The 15,620-nt window shown below is 70.5% G+C and carries 14 protein-coding genes; 8 read left to right on the top strand and 6 right to left on the bottom strand.

Features of this window, described 5'->3' with window-relative positions; all coding sequences use genetic code 11:
• Positions 1 to 19: 19 nt before the first annotated feature.
• From HDC37_RS09405 to HDC37_RS09395, 3 genes are read left to right on the top strand one after another with little or no spacing between them, the layout of a single operon-like run.
• A complete protein-coding gene (locus HDC37_RS09405; protein WP_218869723.1) occupies positions 20 to 211 on the top strand; it encodes a hypothetical protein in 192 nt (63 codons plus the stop codon).
• 59 nt (positions 212 to 270) lie between these two features.
• The gene (locus tag HDC37_RS09400) at positions 271 to 1,452 is read left to right on the top strand and encodes a sorbosone dehydrogenase family protein (RefSeq protein WP_179560159.1); all 1,182 of its coding nucleotides are present in this window, start codon (positions 271 to 273) and stop codon (positions 1,450 to 1,452) included.
• Positions 1,453 to 1,489: 37 nt separating this feature from the next.
• Positions 1,490 to 2,719, top strand: coding sequence for a glycoside hydrolase family 3 N-terminal domain-containing protein (locus tag HDC37_RS09395; protein WP_308472159.1), 1,230 nt, complete (start codon positions 1,490 to 1,492; stop codon positions 2,717 to 2,719).
• On the opposite strand, the gene HDC37_RS09390 is transcribed toward HDC37_RS09395, so the two are convergent.
• Genes HDC37_RS09390 through HDC37_RS09375 form a run of 4 tightly spaced genes read right to left on the bottom strand, consistent with a single transcriptional unit; the run spans position 2,602 to position 6,064 of the window.
• Positions 2,602 to 3,570, bottom strand: coding sequence for a 3-methyladenine DNA glycosylase (locus HDC37_RS09390; protein ID WP_257021423.1), 969 nt, complete (start codon positions 3,568 to 3,570; stop codon positions 2,602 to 2,604). The two genes, HDC37_RS09395 and HDC37_RS09390, sit on opposite strands and share 118 nt — an antisense overlap.
• Complete coding sequence (locus HDC37_RS09385; protein WP_179560158.1) at positions 3,560 to 4,297, bottom strand: SOS response-associated peptidase; 738 nt, start codon at positions 4,295 to 4,297, stop codon at positions 3,560 to 3,562. Before HDC37_RS09385 ends, HDC37_RS09390 begins: the two co-directional genes overlap by 11 nt.
• Before the next feature lie 44 nt (positions 4,298 to 4,341).
• Positions 4,342 to 5,376, bottom strand: coding sequence for an App1 family protein (locus HDC37_RS09380; protein WP_179560157.1), 1,035 nt, complete (start codon positions 5,374 to 5,376; stop codon positions 4,342 to 4,344).
• Positions 5,377 to 5,380: 4 nt separating this feature from the next.
• Entirely contained in the window at positions 5,381 to 6,064 is a 684-nt protein-coding gene (locus HDC37_RS09375; RefSeq protein ID WP_179560156.1) for a DedA family protein, read from the bottom strand.
• A gap of 42 nt (positions 6,065 to 6,106) precedes the next feature.
• On the opposite strand from HDC37_RS09375, the gene HDC37_RS09370 reads away from it, so the two are divergent.
• The 5 genes from HDC37_RS09370 to holA all read left to right on the top strand — a co-directional run bounded on the left by HDC37_RS09370 (position 6,107) and on the right by holA (position 14,338).
• On the top strand, positions 6,107 to 7,414 hold the full coding sequence (locus tag HDC37_RS09370; protein ID WP_179560155.1) for an anthranilate synthase component I family protein: 1,308 nt from the start codon (positions 6,107 to 6,109) through the stop codon (positions 7,412 to 7,414).
• Positions 7,415 to 7,515: 101 nt separating this feature from the next.
• Entirely contained in the window at positions 7,516 to 10,107 is a 2,592-nt protein-coding gene (gene leuS / locus HDC37_RS09365; protein WP_179560154.1) for a leucine--tRNA ligase, read from the top strand.
• A gap of 103 nt (positions 10,108 to 10,210) precedes the next feature.
• Positions 10,211 to 10,861: a helix-hairpin-helix domain-containing protein gene (locus HDC37_RS09360; RefSeq protein WP_179560153.1), complete on the top strand. Its 651-nt coding sequence runs from the start codon at positions 10,211 to 10,213 to the stop codon at positions 10,859 to 10,861.
• Between the two features lie 38 nt (positions 10,862 to 10,899).
• Positions 10,900 to 13,272: a ComEC/Rec2 family competence protein gene (locus HDC37_RS09355; RefSeq protein WP_218869574.1), complete on the top strand. Its 2,373-nt coding sequence runs from the start codon at positions 10,900 to 10,902 to the stop codon at positions 13,270 to 13,272.
• A gap of 10 nt (positions 13,273 to 13,282) precedes the next feature.
• Positions 13,283 to 14,338: a DNA polymerase III subunit delta gene (gene holA / locus HDC37_RS09350; protein ID WP_179560151.1), complete on the top strand. Its 1,056-nt coding sequence runs from the start codon at positions 13,283 to 13,285 to the stop codon at positions 14,336 to 14,338.
• Between the two features lie 89 nt (positions 14,339 to 14,427).
• Here the strand turns inward: holA and rpsT are convergent, their stop codons facing one another.
• Positions 14,428 to 14,688 (bottom strand): 30S ribosomal protein S20, encoded by a 261-nt coding sequence (rpsT, locus tag HDC37_RS09345; RefSeq protein WP_141938606.1) that lies wholly within the window; start codon positions 14,686 to 14,688, stop codon positions 14,428 to 14,430.
• A gap of 115 nt (positions 14,689 to 14,803) precedes the next feature.
• Positions 14,804 to 15,544, bottom strand: a complete 741-nt coding sequence (locus tag HDC37_RS09340; RefSeq protein WP_179560150.1) for an alpha/beta fold hydrolase — start codon at positions 15,542 to 15,544, stop codon at positions 14,804 to 14,806.
• Positions 15,545 to 15,620: the final 76 nt, after the last annotated feature.

Raw genomic sequence — 15,620 nt, 5'->3', positions numbered from 1 at the left:
GGGCGGAAGTTCCCGGTGGGTGACGAACGGAGCGGTGATGACGGCGGCGAAGCGATCTCTCTGGCAGCGGCTGGTGCACGTGTTCCGACCCGAGCCGGAGACCTACGAGACCCGGCGCGCACGACCCGGCGGCAGTGACCCGGGTGTCATCCAGGCATCTCCTCTCGATCAGCGCCGCGACGGCGGGTCCGGCGGAATCGGCGGCGGCTAGGACGGAGAGCATTCGATGTTCTCGTATGACCGCTGCCAGGAGATCGCTGAGGCTTCCGGATGACGGAGGAAACGGGCCACCGCCGTCGTCCGGCTGTGTTCGCTCTCGTCGCCATGTCTCTCATGCTGACGGTCATGGGGTGTGCGGCGGGCCCGGCGAGCGCACCCACGAGCGACCCGCGCACGGTGCAGCCCCTTTCGCCCCGCGCAGAATCGTCTCCCTCCGAGCCCGGAACCCCCGCCGCCACCGGTCGCTGGCGGGTTGCTGAGGGCGTCGTCGCCATTGCCAGCGGCCTCCGTGCGCCGTGGGCGGTGGCCGCGCTGCCCGACGGTGCGCTGGCGGTGTCCGAGCGCGACAGCGGCACCATCCGACTGGTCAGCCCGGACGGGGGCGTGAGTGAGCTCGGGCGGATCGAAGGGGTGGTCTCCGGCGGGGAGTCCGGCTTGCACGGTCTGGCCATCCTCGACGACGGCCGGCGGCACTGGCTGTACGCCTACCACGGCGCAGCAGACGACAACCGGGTCGTGCGGGCACCGCTGACGGAAACCTCCGTCGGCTGGTCGCTCGGCTCGGTGGAGGTCGTCTTCGCCGGCATCCCGAGAGCGAACACGCACAACGGGGGACGCATCGCCTTCGGTCCGGACGGACTGCTGTACGTCACGACCGGTGACGCGCAGAACCTCGAAGCCGCCCAGGACCCCGCACAGCTCGGCGGCAAGATCCTCCGCCTCACACCCGACGGGGAACCCGCGGCGGGGAATCCCTTCGGCACGGCGGTGTTCACGCTCGGGCACCGCAACGTGCAGGGGATCGCCTGGACGAGCGACGGGACGATGTGGGCGAGCGAGTTCGGGCAGAACACCTGGGATGAGCTGAATCGCGTCGACGCGGGCGGGAATTACGGCTGGCCGGAGGCCGAGGGCAGGGCCAGGGACGAGCTGTTCATCGATCCGGTGGCGGTGTGGCCGACGGCGCAGGCGAGCCCGAGCGGGATAGCGGCGGTCGGCGAGACGGTGTTCATGACCGGCCTTCGGGGCGAGCGTCTCTGGGCGATCGACGTGACGGGCACCGACGCCGAGGGCGACCCGGTCGTCGTGCTCGACGGATACGGACGCCTGCGCGACGCGGTCGCGACCGGCGACGGCAGCCTCTGGGTGCTGACCAACAACACCGATGGGCGGGGGAGCCCGCGGGAAGGGGACGATCTGCTGCTGCGGGTGCCGCTGGGTCCGGTCGACTGACCGCCGGGCGCCGAGGACCGCGCCGTAGGCTGGTGGCGTGACACGTCAGCGGGGAGTGCGGAAGAGCCGTGTGCTGCCCGCCCTCGCGTTGGCCCTGGGACTGACCGTCGCCGGGGGCGTGTCGGCGAGCGGTGCCGATACCGCGGAAGACCCCACCGCGGAGTCTATGGATCGCGTCGGCGTATCAGTCCGGCCGGCGCCTCCTGACACCCGCGGTCGTCTCGCCGCGGAACGCGTCGAGGCCATGACGCTGCGCGAGAAGGCGGCAAGCGTCGTCATGGGTCACATACCGGGGACCGACCCGGCTGTGCTCAGCACCTACATGTCGCGAACCGGCATCGGCGGCTTCATCCTCATGGGTGCGAACATCCCGGCCGATGAGGCGAGCCTCGCACAGGTGACCGCCGCGTTGACGGTGGACCCCGGGTTCCCCGCGTTGATCGCCGTGGATCAGGAGGGTGGGGATGTGTCACGCCTGCCGTGGGACCGGCTGCCCGCGGCGCTGACTTTGAAGAACGCCCCGGTCGCCGACACCGCCGCTGCCTTCGCCGCCCGCGGTGCCCTGCTGCAGCGGGTGGGGATCGGCGTCAACTTCGGCATCGTCGCTGACGTGGCGCCGGCGCCGGGCGAGTTCATCTTCCGCCGGGCCTTGGGAACGGATGCCGGCAGCGCCGCGGAGCGCGTCGGTGCAGCCGTTGCCGGCGAGGCGGGTGCGGCACTGTCGACCATCAAGCATTTCCCCGGCCACGGCGCGGCCCCCGGCGACTCGCATGCGACCATCCCGGTGACGGACATGCCGAAAGCGGAGTGGGCCGCCGCCGAGGCGCGCCCGTTCATGGCCGGGATCGACGCCGGGGCGCAGTTCCTGATGTTCGGGCACCTCTCGTACACAGCGGTCGATCCGCGGCCCGCATCGCTGTCACCGGAGTGGCACCGGATCGCCCGAGAGGAGCTGGGCTTCGACGGTATCGCCATCACCGATGACCTCGGCATGCTCCAGTCGGCGGGGGAGCCCGCGTACCTCGACCCCGTCGCGAACGCGGTCACCGCCCTGGCCGCGGGCAACGACATGGTGCTGACGGTGGTCTCCTCCACGGCGGACACCGCCCCCGCCGTCGTGGACGGCATCGTGTCCGCTGTCGAGTCCGGTCAGCTCTCCGAGGAGCGGCTCAGCGAGGCGGCGTCACGTGTGGCCGAGGCGCGACTGCTGCTCGCCGCCGACGGTCGGGGCATGTCTCCGTGCCCCTCATGCGCGCCGGTCTCCTGATCCGTCGTCCCCAGAACGTCTCGCAACCGCATCCGGAGCTGTTGCGCCCTGTCGCTGAAGTCGCGCTGCCTTCCGACGTACTCCGCCTTGCCCGAGGACGTCTCGATCGCGACCGCCTCGTATCCCCAGTCGCGCAGGTCGTAGGGCGAGGCGGCCATGTCGAGGACTCGGATGTCGCGCGCCAGCGCGAAGCAATCCAGCAGCAGTTCGCCCGGCACCAGCGGACCCGCCTTCATCGCCCACTTGTAGAGATCCATCCCCGCGTGAAGGCATCCGGGCTGCTCGAACTCGCTCTGACTCGCACGCGCGAGCCGGTTGCGGTTCCGAGGAGTCGCGTCGGGGGTGAAGAAGCGGAAGGCATCGAAGTGGGTGCACCGCAGCTCGTGCGTCTCGACCACCTCGTCCGTTCCCCGCGATCCCAGGCGCAGCGGAAGCGCATGACGCCTCTCGGGTGCACGGTAGAGCATGGCCCACTCATGGAGCCCGAAGCAGCCGAACACCGGCGTCCGCCCCTGCGTGCTGCGGAGGAGGCCCTGAATCCCGCGGAGCAGACCGACCCGCGACCGCCGGAAGCCGACGTCGTCCACCCGGAGCGCTCCCGGGTATGCTCCAGGCTCATACCAACGCCAGCCTGCTCGCGCCTCGCGTGCCGCGTCGGCGAGCTCGACTCCCGCACCGGGGTGCCACCTCGACAGGAGCGCGGGCTTGTAGGAGTAGTAGGTGAACAGGAAGTCTTCGACCGGATGTTTCTCACCGCGCCGGGCCCGCGCCCGGTGGGCGGCAGTCAGGCCGTCCGCCCTCTCCCGGTGGATGCGCTCGCGCCTGGTCCACTCCGCGCGGTCAAGACGCATGGTCGGCCGGTGCCGCGCTGTCGGCCGGTTCGATGAGGTGGGGGCCGTTGTTTCGGACGTTGCCCACCGCGCGGTCGACCTCGTGGTCCTCGAGCGTCTCGGCGACGGCGGGGGCCGCATCGATCGCGGCGTCCAGCACGTCGCGGACGTTCTCGGTCGTCGGGTCCAGCCACGCATCCGCGTGGTCGGGATCCATGAAGAGAGGCATGCGGTCGTGGATCGATCCGAGCCTTCCGATGGAATCCCTCGTCAGGATCGTGAAGCTCAGCAACCAGCGCGCCGGGTCGTCGTCCTGCTTCGACGGATCCTTCCACCACTCGTAGAGCCCGCCGAAGAAGAGCGGCTCACCACCGGCGGGATGGATGTAGTGCGGAATCTTGGCGCCGTCCACCTGCTCCCACTCGTAGTACCCCGTCGCCGGGACGATGGCGCGGCGCTTGGCGAGCGCCTGGCGGAACATGGGCTTGTCCTCGAGCTCCTCGGACCGGGCGTTGAACGCGCGAGCACCGACTTTGACGTCCTTCGCCCATCCCGGTACGAGACCCCAGCGCGCCGGCTCGAGGCGCCGGGTCGGCGGTTCGGTCTTCGCGGAGTCGAGGACGATCGCAACGGACGAGGTCGGTGCGATGTTGTACGACGGTGCGGGCAGATCATCGCTCTCGACGTCCACGCGCAGCACGCCGACGAGCTCGGAGCCGACGTTTGCCACCACGAAGCGTCCGCACATGCGATCAGCCTACGACGGGCCCCCGACCCGGAGGGAGGCACCCGTCAGGAGACGACCACGCCGACCGCCTTGAGCCTGTCGAGAAGTTCGGCGCCGTCTCGGCCGGTCACCCAGGGGACCCCTGCCGCGGAGTGGTCGTCCACCACGGTGCGCCCACCGGCGAGGACCGCTTCAGCAGGGGAGAGGCGTCGGATGGCCACGGCGATCACACTGTCGGGGTTCTCGCTGGTGAACGTGGTGTAGATCTCATCGTCATGCTGACCGTCGTCGCCGATGAGGAGCCACCTGACGTCGGGGAACTCGCGACCGAGGCGTCGGAGGTTCTCCACCTTGTGATCCTTGCCGCTTCGGAACCAGCGGTCGTGCGTGGGTCCCCAGTCGGTGAGGAGGATCGCGCCCGCGGGGTAGACGTGCCGGCGGAGGAAGCGCATGAGGGTCGGAGCGATGTTCCAGGCTCCGGTGGACAGGTAGATGAACGGGGATCCGGGGTTGTCGCGCACCAGTCGCTCGGCGAGCACCGCCATGCCGGGGACGGGCTGTCGGGCGTGCTCATCCACCACGAAGGAGTTCCACGCCGCCAGCAGCGGTCGCGGAAGGGCCGTGACCATGACGGTGTCGTCCACATCGGAGATCACACCGAAACGCACGTCCGGGGCGACGATGAACAGGCGGGTCTCGACGGGGTCCCCGCCCTCGACCGACATCGTCACCGTCTGCCATCCGGGTTCGAGCGCCGCGGGGAGGACGGTGTCGATGACACCGCCCCGATCGGCGACGACCTCGTGCTCGGTCCCGGCGATCGTCACCCGCACCTGCGCGTAGCCCACGGGAACCGAGGCGAAGCTGCGCCACCCCCGCACACCGGCGTACTCGCCGGACTCGGTCGTGCGGGCGGGAGGGACGATCAGCACGCGGCCGAGCACACGCACCCAGTCGACGCCCCCGTAGCCGGGGAACGGCGCCACGGTGGGTCGCTGACCACGGCGGCGGGCGCGTCGTTCCCGCCACGCGTGGAAGCGGTACTCCAGGCGAGCGAGCCACAACACCTTCGCACCGGGCGACGGAGTGGTCTCAGACATCGCCTCAGTCTTTCACGGTGTCGACCTCGCCCGTCGACTCCGGAACCGGATCGGGTTCGAAGTGCCGGCGCTCGACGCGTTCGATGATCTTCTTCGCGACGTAGACGAGCACGAGGAAGACGACGATGGCGCCCACGAAGAGGTACCCCGCGAAGTGGAGTCGATCGGCAAGTTCCCGGTAGGTCCCGGCGGCCGCGGACGCGACGCTGACGTAGAGGGCAGCCCACAGGATGCAGGCGGGCGCCGTCCAGGCGAGGAACCGGCGGTAGGCGAATCCGCTCATCCCGACCGTGAGCGGGACGAGGGAGTGCAGGACGGGGAGGAACCGGGAGAGGAAGATCGCAGGGCCGCCGCGGCGCTGCAGATAGCGCTCGGACCGCGCCCACTTGTCTTCGCCGATCCACCGACCGAGCCGCGAGCGTCGGATCCACGGGCCGAGGAATCGCCCGAGGAAGAACCCGACGGTCTCGCCGGCAAGGGCCCCGAGGACGACGACGACCGCGAGGATCACGCCCTCCCAGGGGGAGGAGACCGCCGTGGCCGCGACGATGACGATCGTGTCGCCCGGAACGACCAGACCGACGAGGACGCTCGTCTCGAGCATGATGGCGATCCCCGCCAGCACCGTCCGTACGACGGGGTCCACGCTCTGGACGGCGTCGAGGATCCCGGAGAGGATCTCGTTCACGCCTCGAGCCTACGGGTCCGGCGTGTCCTCTAGCCTGAGAACATGTCGGTGCACCCCGTGGCCGTCGAGCTCGACGCGTGGATCGACCCGAGCCAGGCATTCCTCCAGTGGGCGGGACGCCACGAGCACTGCTTCTGGCTCGACGGCGAGGCCACCGAGTCCGGCGGCTGGAGCTGGGTGGGGATCGGCAGCCCCGCCGACCCCGCGGATGTCCTGGCCGTGCCCCTGGAGCCGCGCGCAGCCCCGGACTGGCGAGCGGGGCGATTCCGGGGCGGGTGGGTCGGATGGCTCGGCTACGAGGTGGGCGCTGCCGCTGCGGGGGCTCCGGTGCATCCGGATGCCACGGAGGCACCGTCCTCGCTGTGGCTCCGCGCGTCTCAGTGGTACGCCTTCGACCACGCGCGGCGCCGCGTGTTCTTCGTGGACGACGCCGACTTCGCAGCGCACGGTGCCATCCCCGGCCCGCGCCTCTCCGCGGGGGAAACCCACCCGGTGCCTCCGACCCGGTCCGTGCCGGCGGTCGCACGCCATGAGGCCGACGAATACGCCGCGCTCATCGAGCGATGCCGTGCGCACATCCGGGAGGGCGACGCCTACCAGCTGTGCCTCACCACCCGATTCAGCGTTGCCGGCCCGCCGGTCGACCCGCTCGCGGTCTACCTGCGGTTGCGCGCCGGCTCGCCGGCCCCGTTCGGTGCGCTCATCTGCTCGGGCGACGTCGCTCTCCTCAGCGCCAGTCCCGAACGCTTCCTCGACGTCGAGGGGTCGCTCGTGCGCACGAGCCCCATCAAGGGCACGCGGCGTCGGTCGCCGGACCCGACGGAAGACGCCGCGCTGGCTGCCGACCTCGTCGGCGACGAGAAGGAGCGCGCAGAGAACCTCATGATCGTGGACCTCATGCGCAACGATCTCTCGCGGGTGTGCGAACCCGGATCCATCGCCGTCGAAGAACTCTTCGCCGTCCATTCGTACCGGCAGGTCCATCAGCTGGTCAGCACCGTGTCGGGGACGCTGCGCCCCGGCATCCGGGTCGCCGACCTCCTCGCAGCGACGTTCCCGGCGGGAAGCATGACCGGAGCGCCGAAGCTGTCGGCGATGACGATCCTGCACCGGCTCGAGGGTGCGCCCCGCGGAGTCTTCTCGGGATGCCTCGGGTGGATCGGCGATGACGGAGGCCTGGACCTCGCGATGATCATCCGATCGATCGTGTCGCACCCCGGCGGCGCATACGTCGGAGCCGGCGGCGGCATCACCTGGCGGTCGGTGCCGGCGGCGGAGGTCGCCGAGGTGGCGCTGAAGGCCCGCGGACCCCTCGCGGCACTCGGGGCCGTCCTGCCGGACGGCTGGTGACGGACTCCCGTCCCCGGCTGCCCCCGCGGCTCGGCTAACCTGGGAATCTCGCGCTCCGCGCGCTCGATGTCCCGTTCGAGCACCACGATTGGCATCTCTCCGTGAGTCAGACTCCCCCCAGCGACACCACCGTGCCCACCGACGGCAACGGCTACGACCCCTACGCCATCCAGCAGAAGTGGCAGCAGCGATGGGAGTCGGCCGACCCGTTCCGTGCCGGGGACGAGGGCGACACCCGCCCGCGGAAGTACGTGCTCGGCATGTTCCCCTACCCCTCGGGCGACCTGCACATGGGGCACGCCGAGAGCTACGCCTACGTCGACATCGTCGCGCGCTTCTGGCGACACCGCGGGTACAACGTCCTGAATCCGATCGGTTGGGACTCCTTCGGCCTTCCCGCCGAGAACGCCGCCATCCAGCGGGGCGCCGACCCGCGGGAGTGGACCTACGCCAATATCGCGCAGCACAAGAAGAGCTTCCGCGAATACGGCTCGTCGTACGACTGGAGCCGCATCCTCCACACCAGCGATCCGGAGTACTACCACTGGAACCAGTGGCTGTTCCAGCAGCTGTACGAGCGCGACCTCGCCTACCGCAAGGAGAGCCCGGTCAACTGGTGCCCGAACGACCAGACCGTGCTCGCCAACGAGCAGGTCGTCGACGGGCACTGCGAACGGTGCGGCGCGGAGGTGATCAAGAAGAAGCTCACGCAGTGGTACTTCAAGATCACCGCCTACGCCGATCGGCTCCTCGACGACCTCAACCAGCTCGAGGGGTTCTGGCCTCAGAAGGTCATCCGCATGCAGCGGAACTGGATCGGCCGCTCCGTCGGCGCCGACATCGATTTCGAGATCGAGGGTCGCACCGAGAGGGTCACCGTCTTCTCGACACGTCCGGACACCCTGCACGGCGCGACGTTCATGGTCGTCGCGCCCGACAGCGACCTCGCAGCCGAGCTCGCGGCGGGCGCGTCCGCCGAGGCGCGGATGCGCTTCCAGGACTATCTCGACTCGGTGGCGCGCGAGAGCGAGATCGATCGTCAGAACACCGACCGTCCGAAGACGGGCGTGTTCCTGGAGCGGTATGCCATCAACCCGATCAACGGTGAGCGGCTTCCGATCTGGGCCGCCGATTACGTGCTGGCCGACTACGGCCACGGTGCGGTGATGGCCGTGCCCGCTCACGATCAGCGCGACCTCGACTTCGCCCGTGCATTCGATCTGCCCATCAGGGTCGTCGTCGACACCACCGCGCCCATCACCGGCGCGATCCCGGTCATCGAACTCGACGACGACGGCGAACCGATCATGCCGGAGGACACGGGGACGAGCCTGGCCGACATCGACCCCGCCCGCACGGGCATCGCGCTCACAGGCGAGGGGCGGATGGTGCACTCCGGAAACCTGGACGGTCTGTCCAAGCGCACGGCCATCGCGCGCATCATCGACGAACTCGAGGCCGCGGGCACGGGACGAGCGGCGAAGTCGTACCGGCTGCGGGACTGGCTGATCTCGCGCCAGCGGTTCTGGGGGACACCCATCCCCATGATCCACACCGACGACGGACGCATCGTGCCGGTGCCGGAGTCAGAGCTTCCGCTGCGGCTGCCGGAGGCGCAGGGACTCGACCTGGCACCGCGCGGCACCTCGCCGCTGGGCGGCGCGGAGCAGTGGATCCGCACCACCGATCACGAGACCGGGCGTCCGGCGCGCCGCGACCCCGACACGATGGACACCTTCGTGGACAGTTCGTGGTACTTCCTGCGCTTCCTGTCCCCGAACGACGCCACACAGGCCTTCGCACCGAAGCAAGCCGATCGCTGGGCCCCCGTGGACGCCTACATCGGCGGTGTAGAGCACGCGATCCTCCACCTCCTCTACGCGCGGTTCATCACCAAGGTGCTGTTCGACATGGGGCTGGTCGACTTCACGGAGCCCTTCACGAGCCTGGTGAACCAGGGAATGGTGCTGCTCGGCGGGTCGAAGATGTCCAAGAGCAAGGGCAACCTGGTGGAGTTCGCCGCGAGCATGCGCGACCCCGGCGCCGATGCCGTCCGCGTCGCCATCGCCTTCAGCGGCCCCGCCGAGGACGACATCAACTGGGAGGACGTGTCGACCACCGGCGCCCAGAAGTTCCTCGCGCGCGCGTGGCGCGTGGCGAAGGATGTCACCAGCGAGCCGGATGTGGTGTGGGCGGAGGGTGATGTCGCTCTCCGTCGCGTCACCCACCGCCTGCTCGCCGACGCGCCGGGCCTGATCGAGCAGACCAAGTTCAACGTCGCCGTCGCGCGTCTGATGGAACTCGTCAACGCCACCCGCAAGGTGATCGATTCCGGGGCCGGACCGGCCGACCCCGCCGTGCGCGAGGCGGCGGAGGCGACGGCCATGATCCTCGACCTCTTCGCTCCCCACACCGCCGAGGAGATGTGGGAGATGCTCGGGTACGCCCCGTTCGTGGGGCTGGTGCCGTGGCGGCATCCCGACCCGACGCTTCTCGTCGATGAGACGGTGACGGCCGTCGTCCAGATCGACGGCAAGGTGCGGGCGACGTTGGAGGTACCCGCTCGGATCGATTCCGCCGCGCTCGAGGCGCAGGCGCGCGCCGACGAGAAGGTGCAGCGCGCGCTGGCCGGACGAGAGATCAGCCGTGCGATCGTGCGTGCGCCGAAGGTCGTGAGCTTCAGCACCCACTGAGGCGTCCCGCCACCTCTCCTGCACACCGACACCCGGCCGCGATCCCTCCACGGATCGTGGCCGGTGCCGTTCGTCACGGCGGCTGCGCGCCTAGCGTGTGACCGTGACGGCAGACGGCGAGGAGGCTCGCCACACCGCCCGCAGACTGGGCGTCGGCGCGGCGGTCGTGGTGGTCTTGACCGCCGTGGCGGTCACCGTCGGGATCGGCGTCTTCCGCAGTGCCCTGGCCCCCGTGGACGAGGTGCCTCTGTCGTCCGAGACGAGCGGCGTGTCGGTCCCTGATGCGGCGACGGGATCGGCCTCGCCCTCGTCGCCGGCGGGCCTCGTCGTCCACGTCGCCGGAGCCGTTGCGAAGCCAGGTGTGTACGTTCTTCCCGACCGGGCGCGGGTTCTCGACGCCGTGGCGGCCGCGGGTGGGTTCACCGAGTCCGCCGAGCCGCGGTCAGTGAACCTCGCGCGGATCCTCGCGGACGGTGAGCAGTTGATCATCGCCGAGATCGGCGACGTCTCACTCGAACAGCCCCCGGGGACGGCGCCCGGTGGTGCTCCCGACGCCAGCGGGGGGAGGGTGAATCTCAATACCGCGGATGAGGCGGAACTCGACACCCTTCCCCGCATCGGGCCGGCACTGGCCGAGCGGATCATCGCGTGGCGGGAGGCGAACGGGCCTTTCACCAGCGTCGACGACCTCCTCGCCGTCTCCGGGTTCGGGGAGAAGATGGTCGAGTCGCTGCGCGATCTGGTCGTCCTATGAGTGCGACGTCCATGAGGGAGGCGATGAGACGATCACGGATGCCGGGGGCCGCCGTCCTCACGTGGATCGCCGCCGCGGTGGCGACCCTGTATCCGTGCGCAGCCTCGGCGATCGCCGGAGTCACGTGGACGGCGACAGCCGTTCTCCTCGTCTCGGTCGCCGGTGCGCGCGCTTCCTCCCGGCGTCGCATCCATGGTCGACGGGCCGGGAGCCTCTGGTGCACCGCGGTGGCACTCGGAATGGTGGCCGCAGCGGTCGCCTCGACCCATGTCGCGCTGGCCTCCCCAGCCGCCAGGGAGGCGCAGGAGCGCGTTCCGGTCGGGCGGAGCGTGGAGGCGGAGGTCCTCGTCACCGGCAAGGTCGAGCGTCGCGGTGCCGCGGAGTGGGCCTTCGATGCGGTCGCACTCTCCCTTGAGACGGGTGAGCACGCCCCGAGCGGCGCCGGGGCGGTGGCGGTGAGCGTCGTCTTGGCCGATTCCGATCGTGACGTCCTTCCCGAGCTCGACGTCGGCGCCCGAGTCCGGCTCGCCGGCGTCGCCGATCGGCCGTTCGCCGGCGACCGCGCCGCGCTCGTCCTCCGCGCCAGCACGACACCGGTCGTGATCCGGCCCCCGACCGGCATCCTCGCCGTGGCTTCGGACCTGCGCAGCGGACTCGTCGCGGCCGTGAGCGGGCTTCCCGACCCGGGACGCGCGCTGATCCCGGGGCTCGCGGTCGGTGACACGCGGCTGGTCACCGAGGAGCTCGAGACGGCGATGACCAAATCGTCGCTGTCGCACCTCACCGCCGTCTCGGGTGCCAACTGCGCACTCGTCGTCGGCGTGGCCTACCTCCTCGGCGCCGCGCTCGGCTTGCGACGCGGCGCGCGGACGATGCTGGCTCTTGCGGCCCTCGGCGGCTTCGTCGTCCTCGTCACGCCGGAACCGAGTGTGGTGCGGGCGGGCGTCATGGCGGCAGTGGCGATGCTCGCCGTGCTCCTGGGTCGCTCCGGCATCGGGTTGGCTGTGCTGAGCCTGGCGGTGGTGTCGCTCCTCGCCCTCGACCCGTGGCTGTCCATCTCACTGGGGTTCGCCCTTTCGGTGGTGGCCACCGGCTCGCTCCTCGTTCTCGCTCCGCCGTTGGCGGCTGGGCTGGCACGGGTTCTCCCCGCTCCGCTCGCCCTCATCCTGTCCGTGCCGATCGCCGCGCAGATCGCCTGCGGTCCGCTCCTCGTCCTCGTTCAGCCGACCATTCCGCTCTACGGCGTCCTCGCGAACGTCCTCGCGGCGCCGGCGGCGCCCGTGGCGACGATCGTCGGACTCCTGGCGTGTCTGTCCCCGATGATCCCGCTCCTGCAGTCGGGCCTGGCGGCCCTCGCCTGGATCCCTGCGGCGTGGATCGCCGCCGTCGCGGAGACCGCCTCCGCGCTCCCAGCGGCGGAGGCACCGTGGATCGGCGGGATCGGAGGTCTGTTGACGCTGGCCGCAGCCGGCGCAGCGGTCTGGGTCCTCGTGGCGGTCCGCCCCCGTCGGCGGGGAGCTCTCCGCGCCCTCCGCCTGACCTCCGGCCTCGCTCTCGCGCTCACCCTCGGGATCGTGTCGGGAACGACCGCGCTCCGCACGCTCGCAGGCCCCCTCACCCTGCCGGGAGCGTGGGACGTCATCGCCTGCGACATCGGTCAGGGTGACGCGGTGCTCGTCCGCTCCGCCGGTTCGGTGGCCCTCGTCGACACCGGGCCCGATCCCGTCGCGCTGGGCGCGTGTCTCGACCGGGTGGGCGTCAACCGGATCGATCTCCTCGTGCTCACCCACTTCGACATCGATCACACCGGGGGCGTCGACGCGGTCGTCGGGCGTGTCGGCACCGTCATCCACGGCCCCCTCGACGGCGCGTCGGCCGCGCGCGTGCGCTCCGCTCTCGTCACCGGCGGCGCCGACGTCCAGGAGGTCCATCAGGGCACCTCGGGCCGGCTCGGCGATGCGACATGGCGCACCCTCTGGCCCCGCAGGAACTCGCCCGCGTTTCCGCCCGGCAACGACGCGAGCGTGGTGCTCGACGTCCACGGCGCCGGGATTCCCAGCGTCCTGCTCCTCGGCGATCTCTCGGCGGCTCCGCAGCGGGCGCTCGTCGATGACGGGGTGCTTTCCGACTCCTACGATCTGGTCAAAGTCGCCCATCACGGCAGCGCCGATCAGCACGTTCCGCTCTACGACGACGTCGACGCGGCTGCCGCGCTGATCACCGTGGGGCAGGGAAACCGCCACGGGCACCCTCGTGAGGACATCCTCCGTGCACTGGCGGCGACGGGGACGGCGGTCGCCCGAACGGATGAGGACGGCCTGGTCGCCCTGTGGCTCGACGACGATCGACTGCGGATCTTCCGCGACGGCGGGCGCGCAGCGCCGGAGAGGCCTGTCGGCGGCGCTCGCTAGGCTGGACCGCATGCCGGCCCGCTCCTCGTCTCGCTCGGCTGCCCGCTCCCCGGCGCCGCGCAGCGCCATCCCGCAGCTGTCCTGGCGCGAACCGCACCCCGCGCCGATCGTCCTCGTGTCAGGCCCGGAGGAGGTCTGCGCCGAGCGGGCCATCGCCGGGCTCCGCGACTATCTGCGCGCGGAGGACGCGAGTCTCGAAGTGTCCGACATCCGAGCGGACGACTACGCGGCCGGTTCGCTGCTCGCCCTGACGTCCCCGTCCCTGTTCGGTGAGCCGCGTCTCGTGCGGGTCCTCGGCGTGGAGAGATGCTCCGACGCGTTCCTCACCGAAGCTCTGGCCTACCTCGCGCACCCGCAGGAGGGGGCGACCGTGCTCCTGCGCCACACCGGCGCGAGTGTTCGCGGCAAGAAGCTGTTGGACGCCGTCCGGGCCGGGAAGGGAGGCGGCGTCGAGATCGCCTGTCCGGCGCTCAAGCGGGAGTCGGACCGGTTCGACTTCGCCGCGGCCGAGTTCACCCAGGCGCGCAAGCGCATCGCGCCCGGCGCACTGCGTGCCCTGGTGTCCGCGTTCGCCGACGACCTCACCGAGTTGGCTGCCGCATGCCAGCAGCTCATCGCCGACGTCGCGGATGACATCACCGAGCAGACCGTCGCGCGCTACTACGGCGGACGTGTCGAGACCTCAGCGTTCACCGTCGCCGACACCGCCATTGCGGGTCGCTACGGCGAGGCGCTCATCGCCCTCCGCCATGCCCTCGCCTCGGGAGCCGATCCGGTGCCCCTCGTCGCGGCGATCGCGTCGAAACTGCGCACCATGGCGCGCATCGCAGGGCACCGCGAGCCGTCGTCGGCACTGGCGGCGCGGCTCGGACTGAAGGACTGGCAGGTGGACCGAGCGCGCCGCGACCTGTCGGGGTGGTCGGAGTCCACACTGGGTATGGCGATCCAGGCGGCGGCTCGAGCGGACGCGGAGGTAAAGGGCGCCTCACGTGACCCCGTCTTCGCCCTCGAGCGACTGGTCACAGTCATCGCCACTCGCGAGCCGTTCGCCGGGGCACCCGGCTGAGACCCGCGGCGACGACCACGCCGGATCGTCGCCACAGGACGAACGAACGGCCCGCCTCCGAGGAGACGGGCCGTTCCATGTCTACGACGTCAGAGCGACGCGACCTGCTTCGCGATCGCCGACTTGCGGTTCGCAGCCTGGTTCTGGTGGATGACACCCTTGCTGACGGCCTTGTCGAGCTTCTTGGTCGCCTTGGCCAGCGCCTTCTCGGCGGTCGCCTTGTCGCCGGTGGCGACGGCCTCGCGCGTGCGGCGGATCTCGGTCCGCAGCTCGCTCTTCACGGCCTTGTTGCGCTCGCGCGCCTTCTCGTTGGTCTTGTTGCGCTTGATCTGCGACTTGATGTTCGCCACGTGTCGACGTTCTTTCGTTCGAAGGTTGGATGAGATGCCCGGCGACAGGAGAGGGCCGTCGCGAGGCGGTCGTGAGGGCGAACCCACACGCAAGCCAAACAAGGAGTCTACCAGGTCAGGTGCGGGTGTCCTGCCCACCGTCCTGCTCGAGCGTGGCGATGGCCACTCCCAGCAGGGCGTTGAACACGCGCGGACGCATCGCGGTGACGAGGTGGCTGGTGCGCGGCACGACAATGAGTTCGGCGTGTGTCGCGATGCGCAGGAAGAGCCGCTCGTTCACACGCAGCTGGTCGTACTGGCCGTTGATGAACCACAGCGGAACCTCGATGCGGCCGAGTGCGCGCAGGAGATCGAGGACCGACAGGCTCCGCAGCGCCACGTCCTGGGCATCGAAGGCATAGCCGCCCGCACCGAAGTCCGGTCGGGTCTCGTGGGGGAGGGTGCGGTCCAGGACGTAGTTCGTCAGCCACATGCCGCGGTCCGGCAGTGCGTCGAAGCGTCGGGCGAGGAAGCGGTATGTGGCCAGGCCCACGCCCCGCGGGATCGCGGTGCAGGATGCGGCGACGAAACCCGCGACCGGTGGCGGATCGTCCTGCCCGACGTAGTCGATGCTGACGAGGCCGCCCATCGAGTGCGCGACGAGAAGCACCGGCCCGGATGCGGCCGCCGCGCGGACGGCGCGGTCGATCGTCTCGAATGCGCCGTCGAGGGTGAACAGCTCTCCGCGGCGGGTGCCGTGTCCGGGAAGATCGACGGCGGTCACGGACACATCCCGAGACCGGAGGTACTCGACCTGGGCCCGCCACATGGTGGCCGACGTGCGGATGCCGTGGACGAACACGACCTGGACCCCCATGGGATCCACGATACGGTCGTCGCGCCACCCACGACGACGGCCCCCGCCGGGAGGTGGGGGCCGTCGCTGTGAGGGT

Origin of the sequence: Microbacterium sp. AK009 (assembly GCF_013410955.1) — a bacterium.
GTDB lineage: Bacteria > Actinomycetota > Actinomycetes > Actinomycetales > Microbacteriaceae > Microbacterium.
The sequence above is the reverse complement of the archived record's forward strand: the minus strand, read 5'-3'. Positions and strand labels throughout refer to the sequence as shown.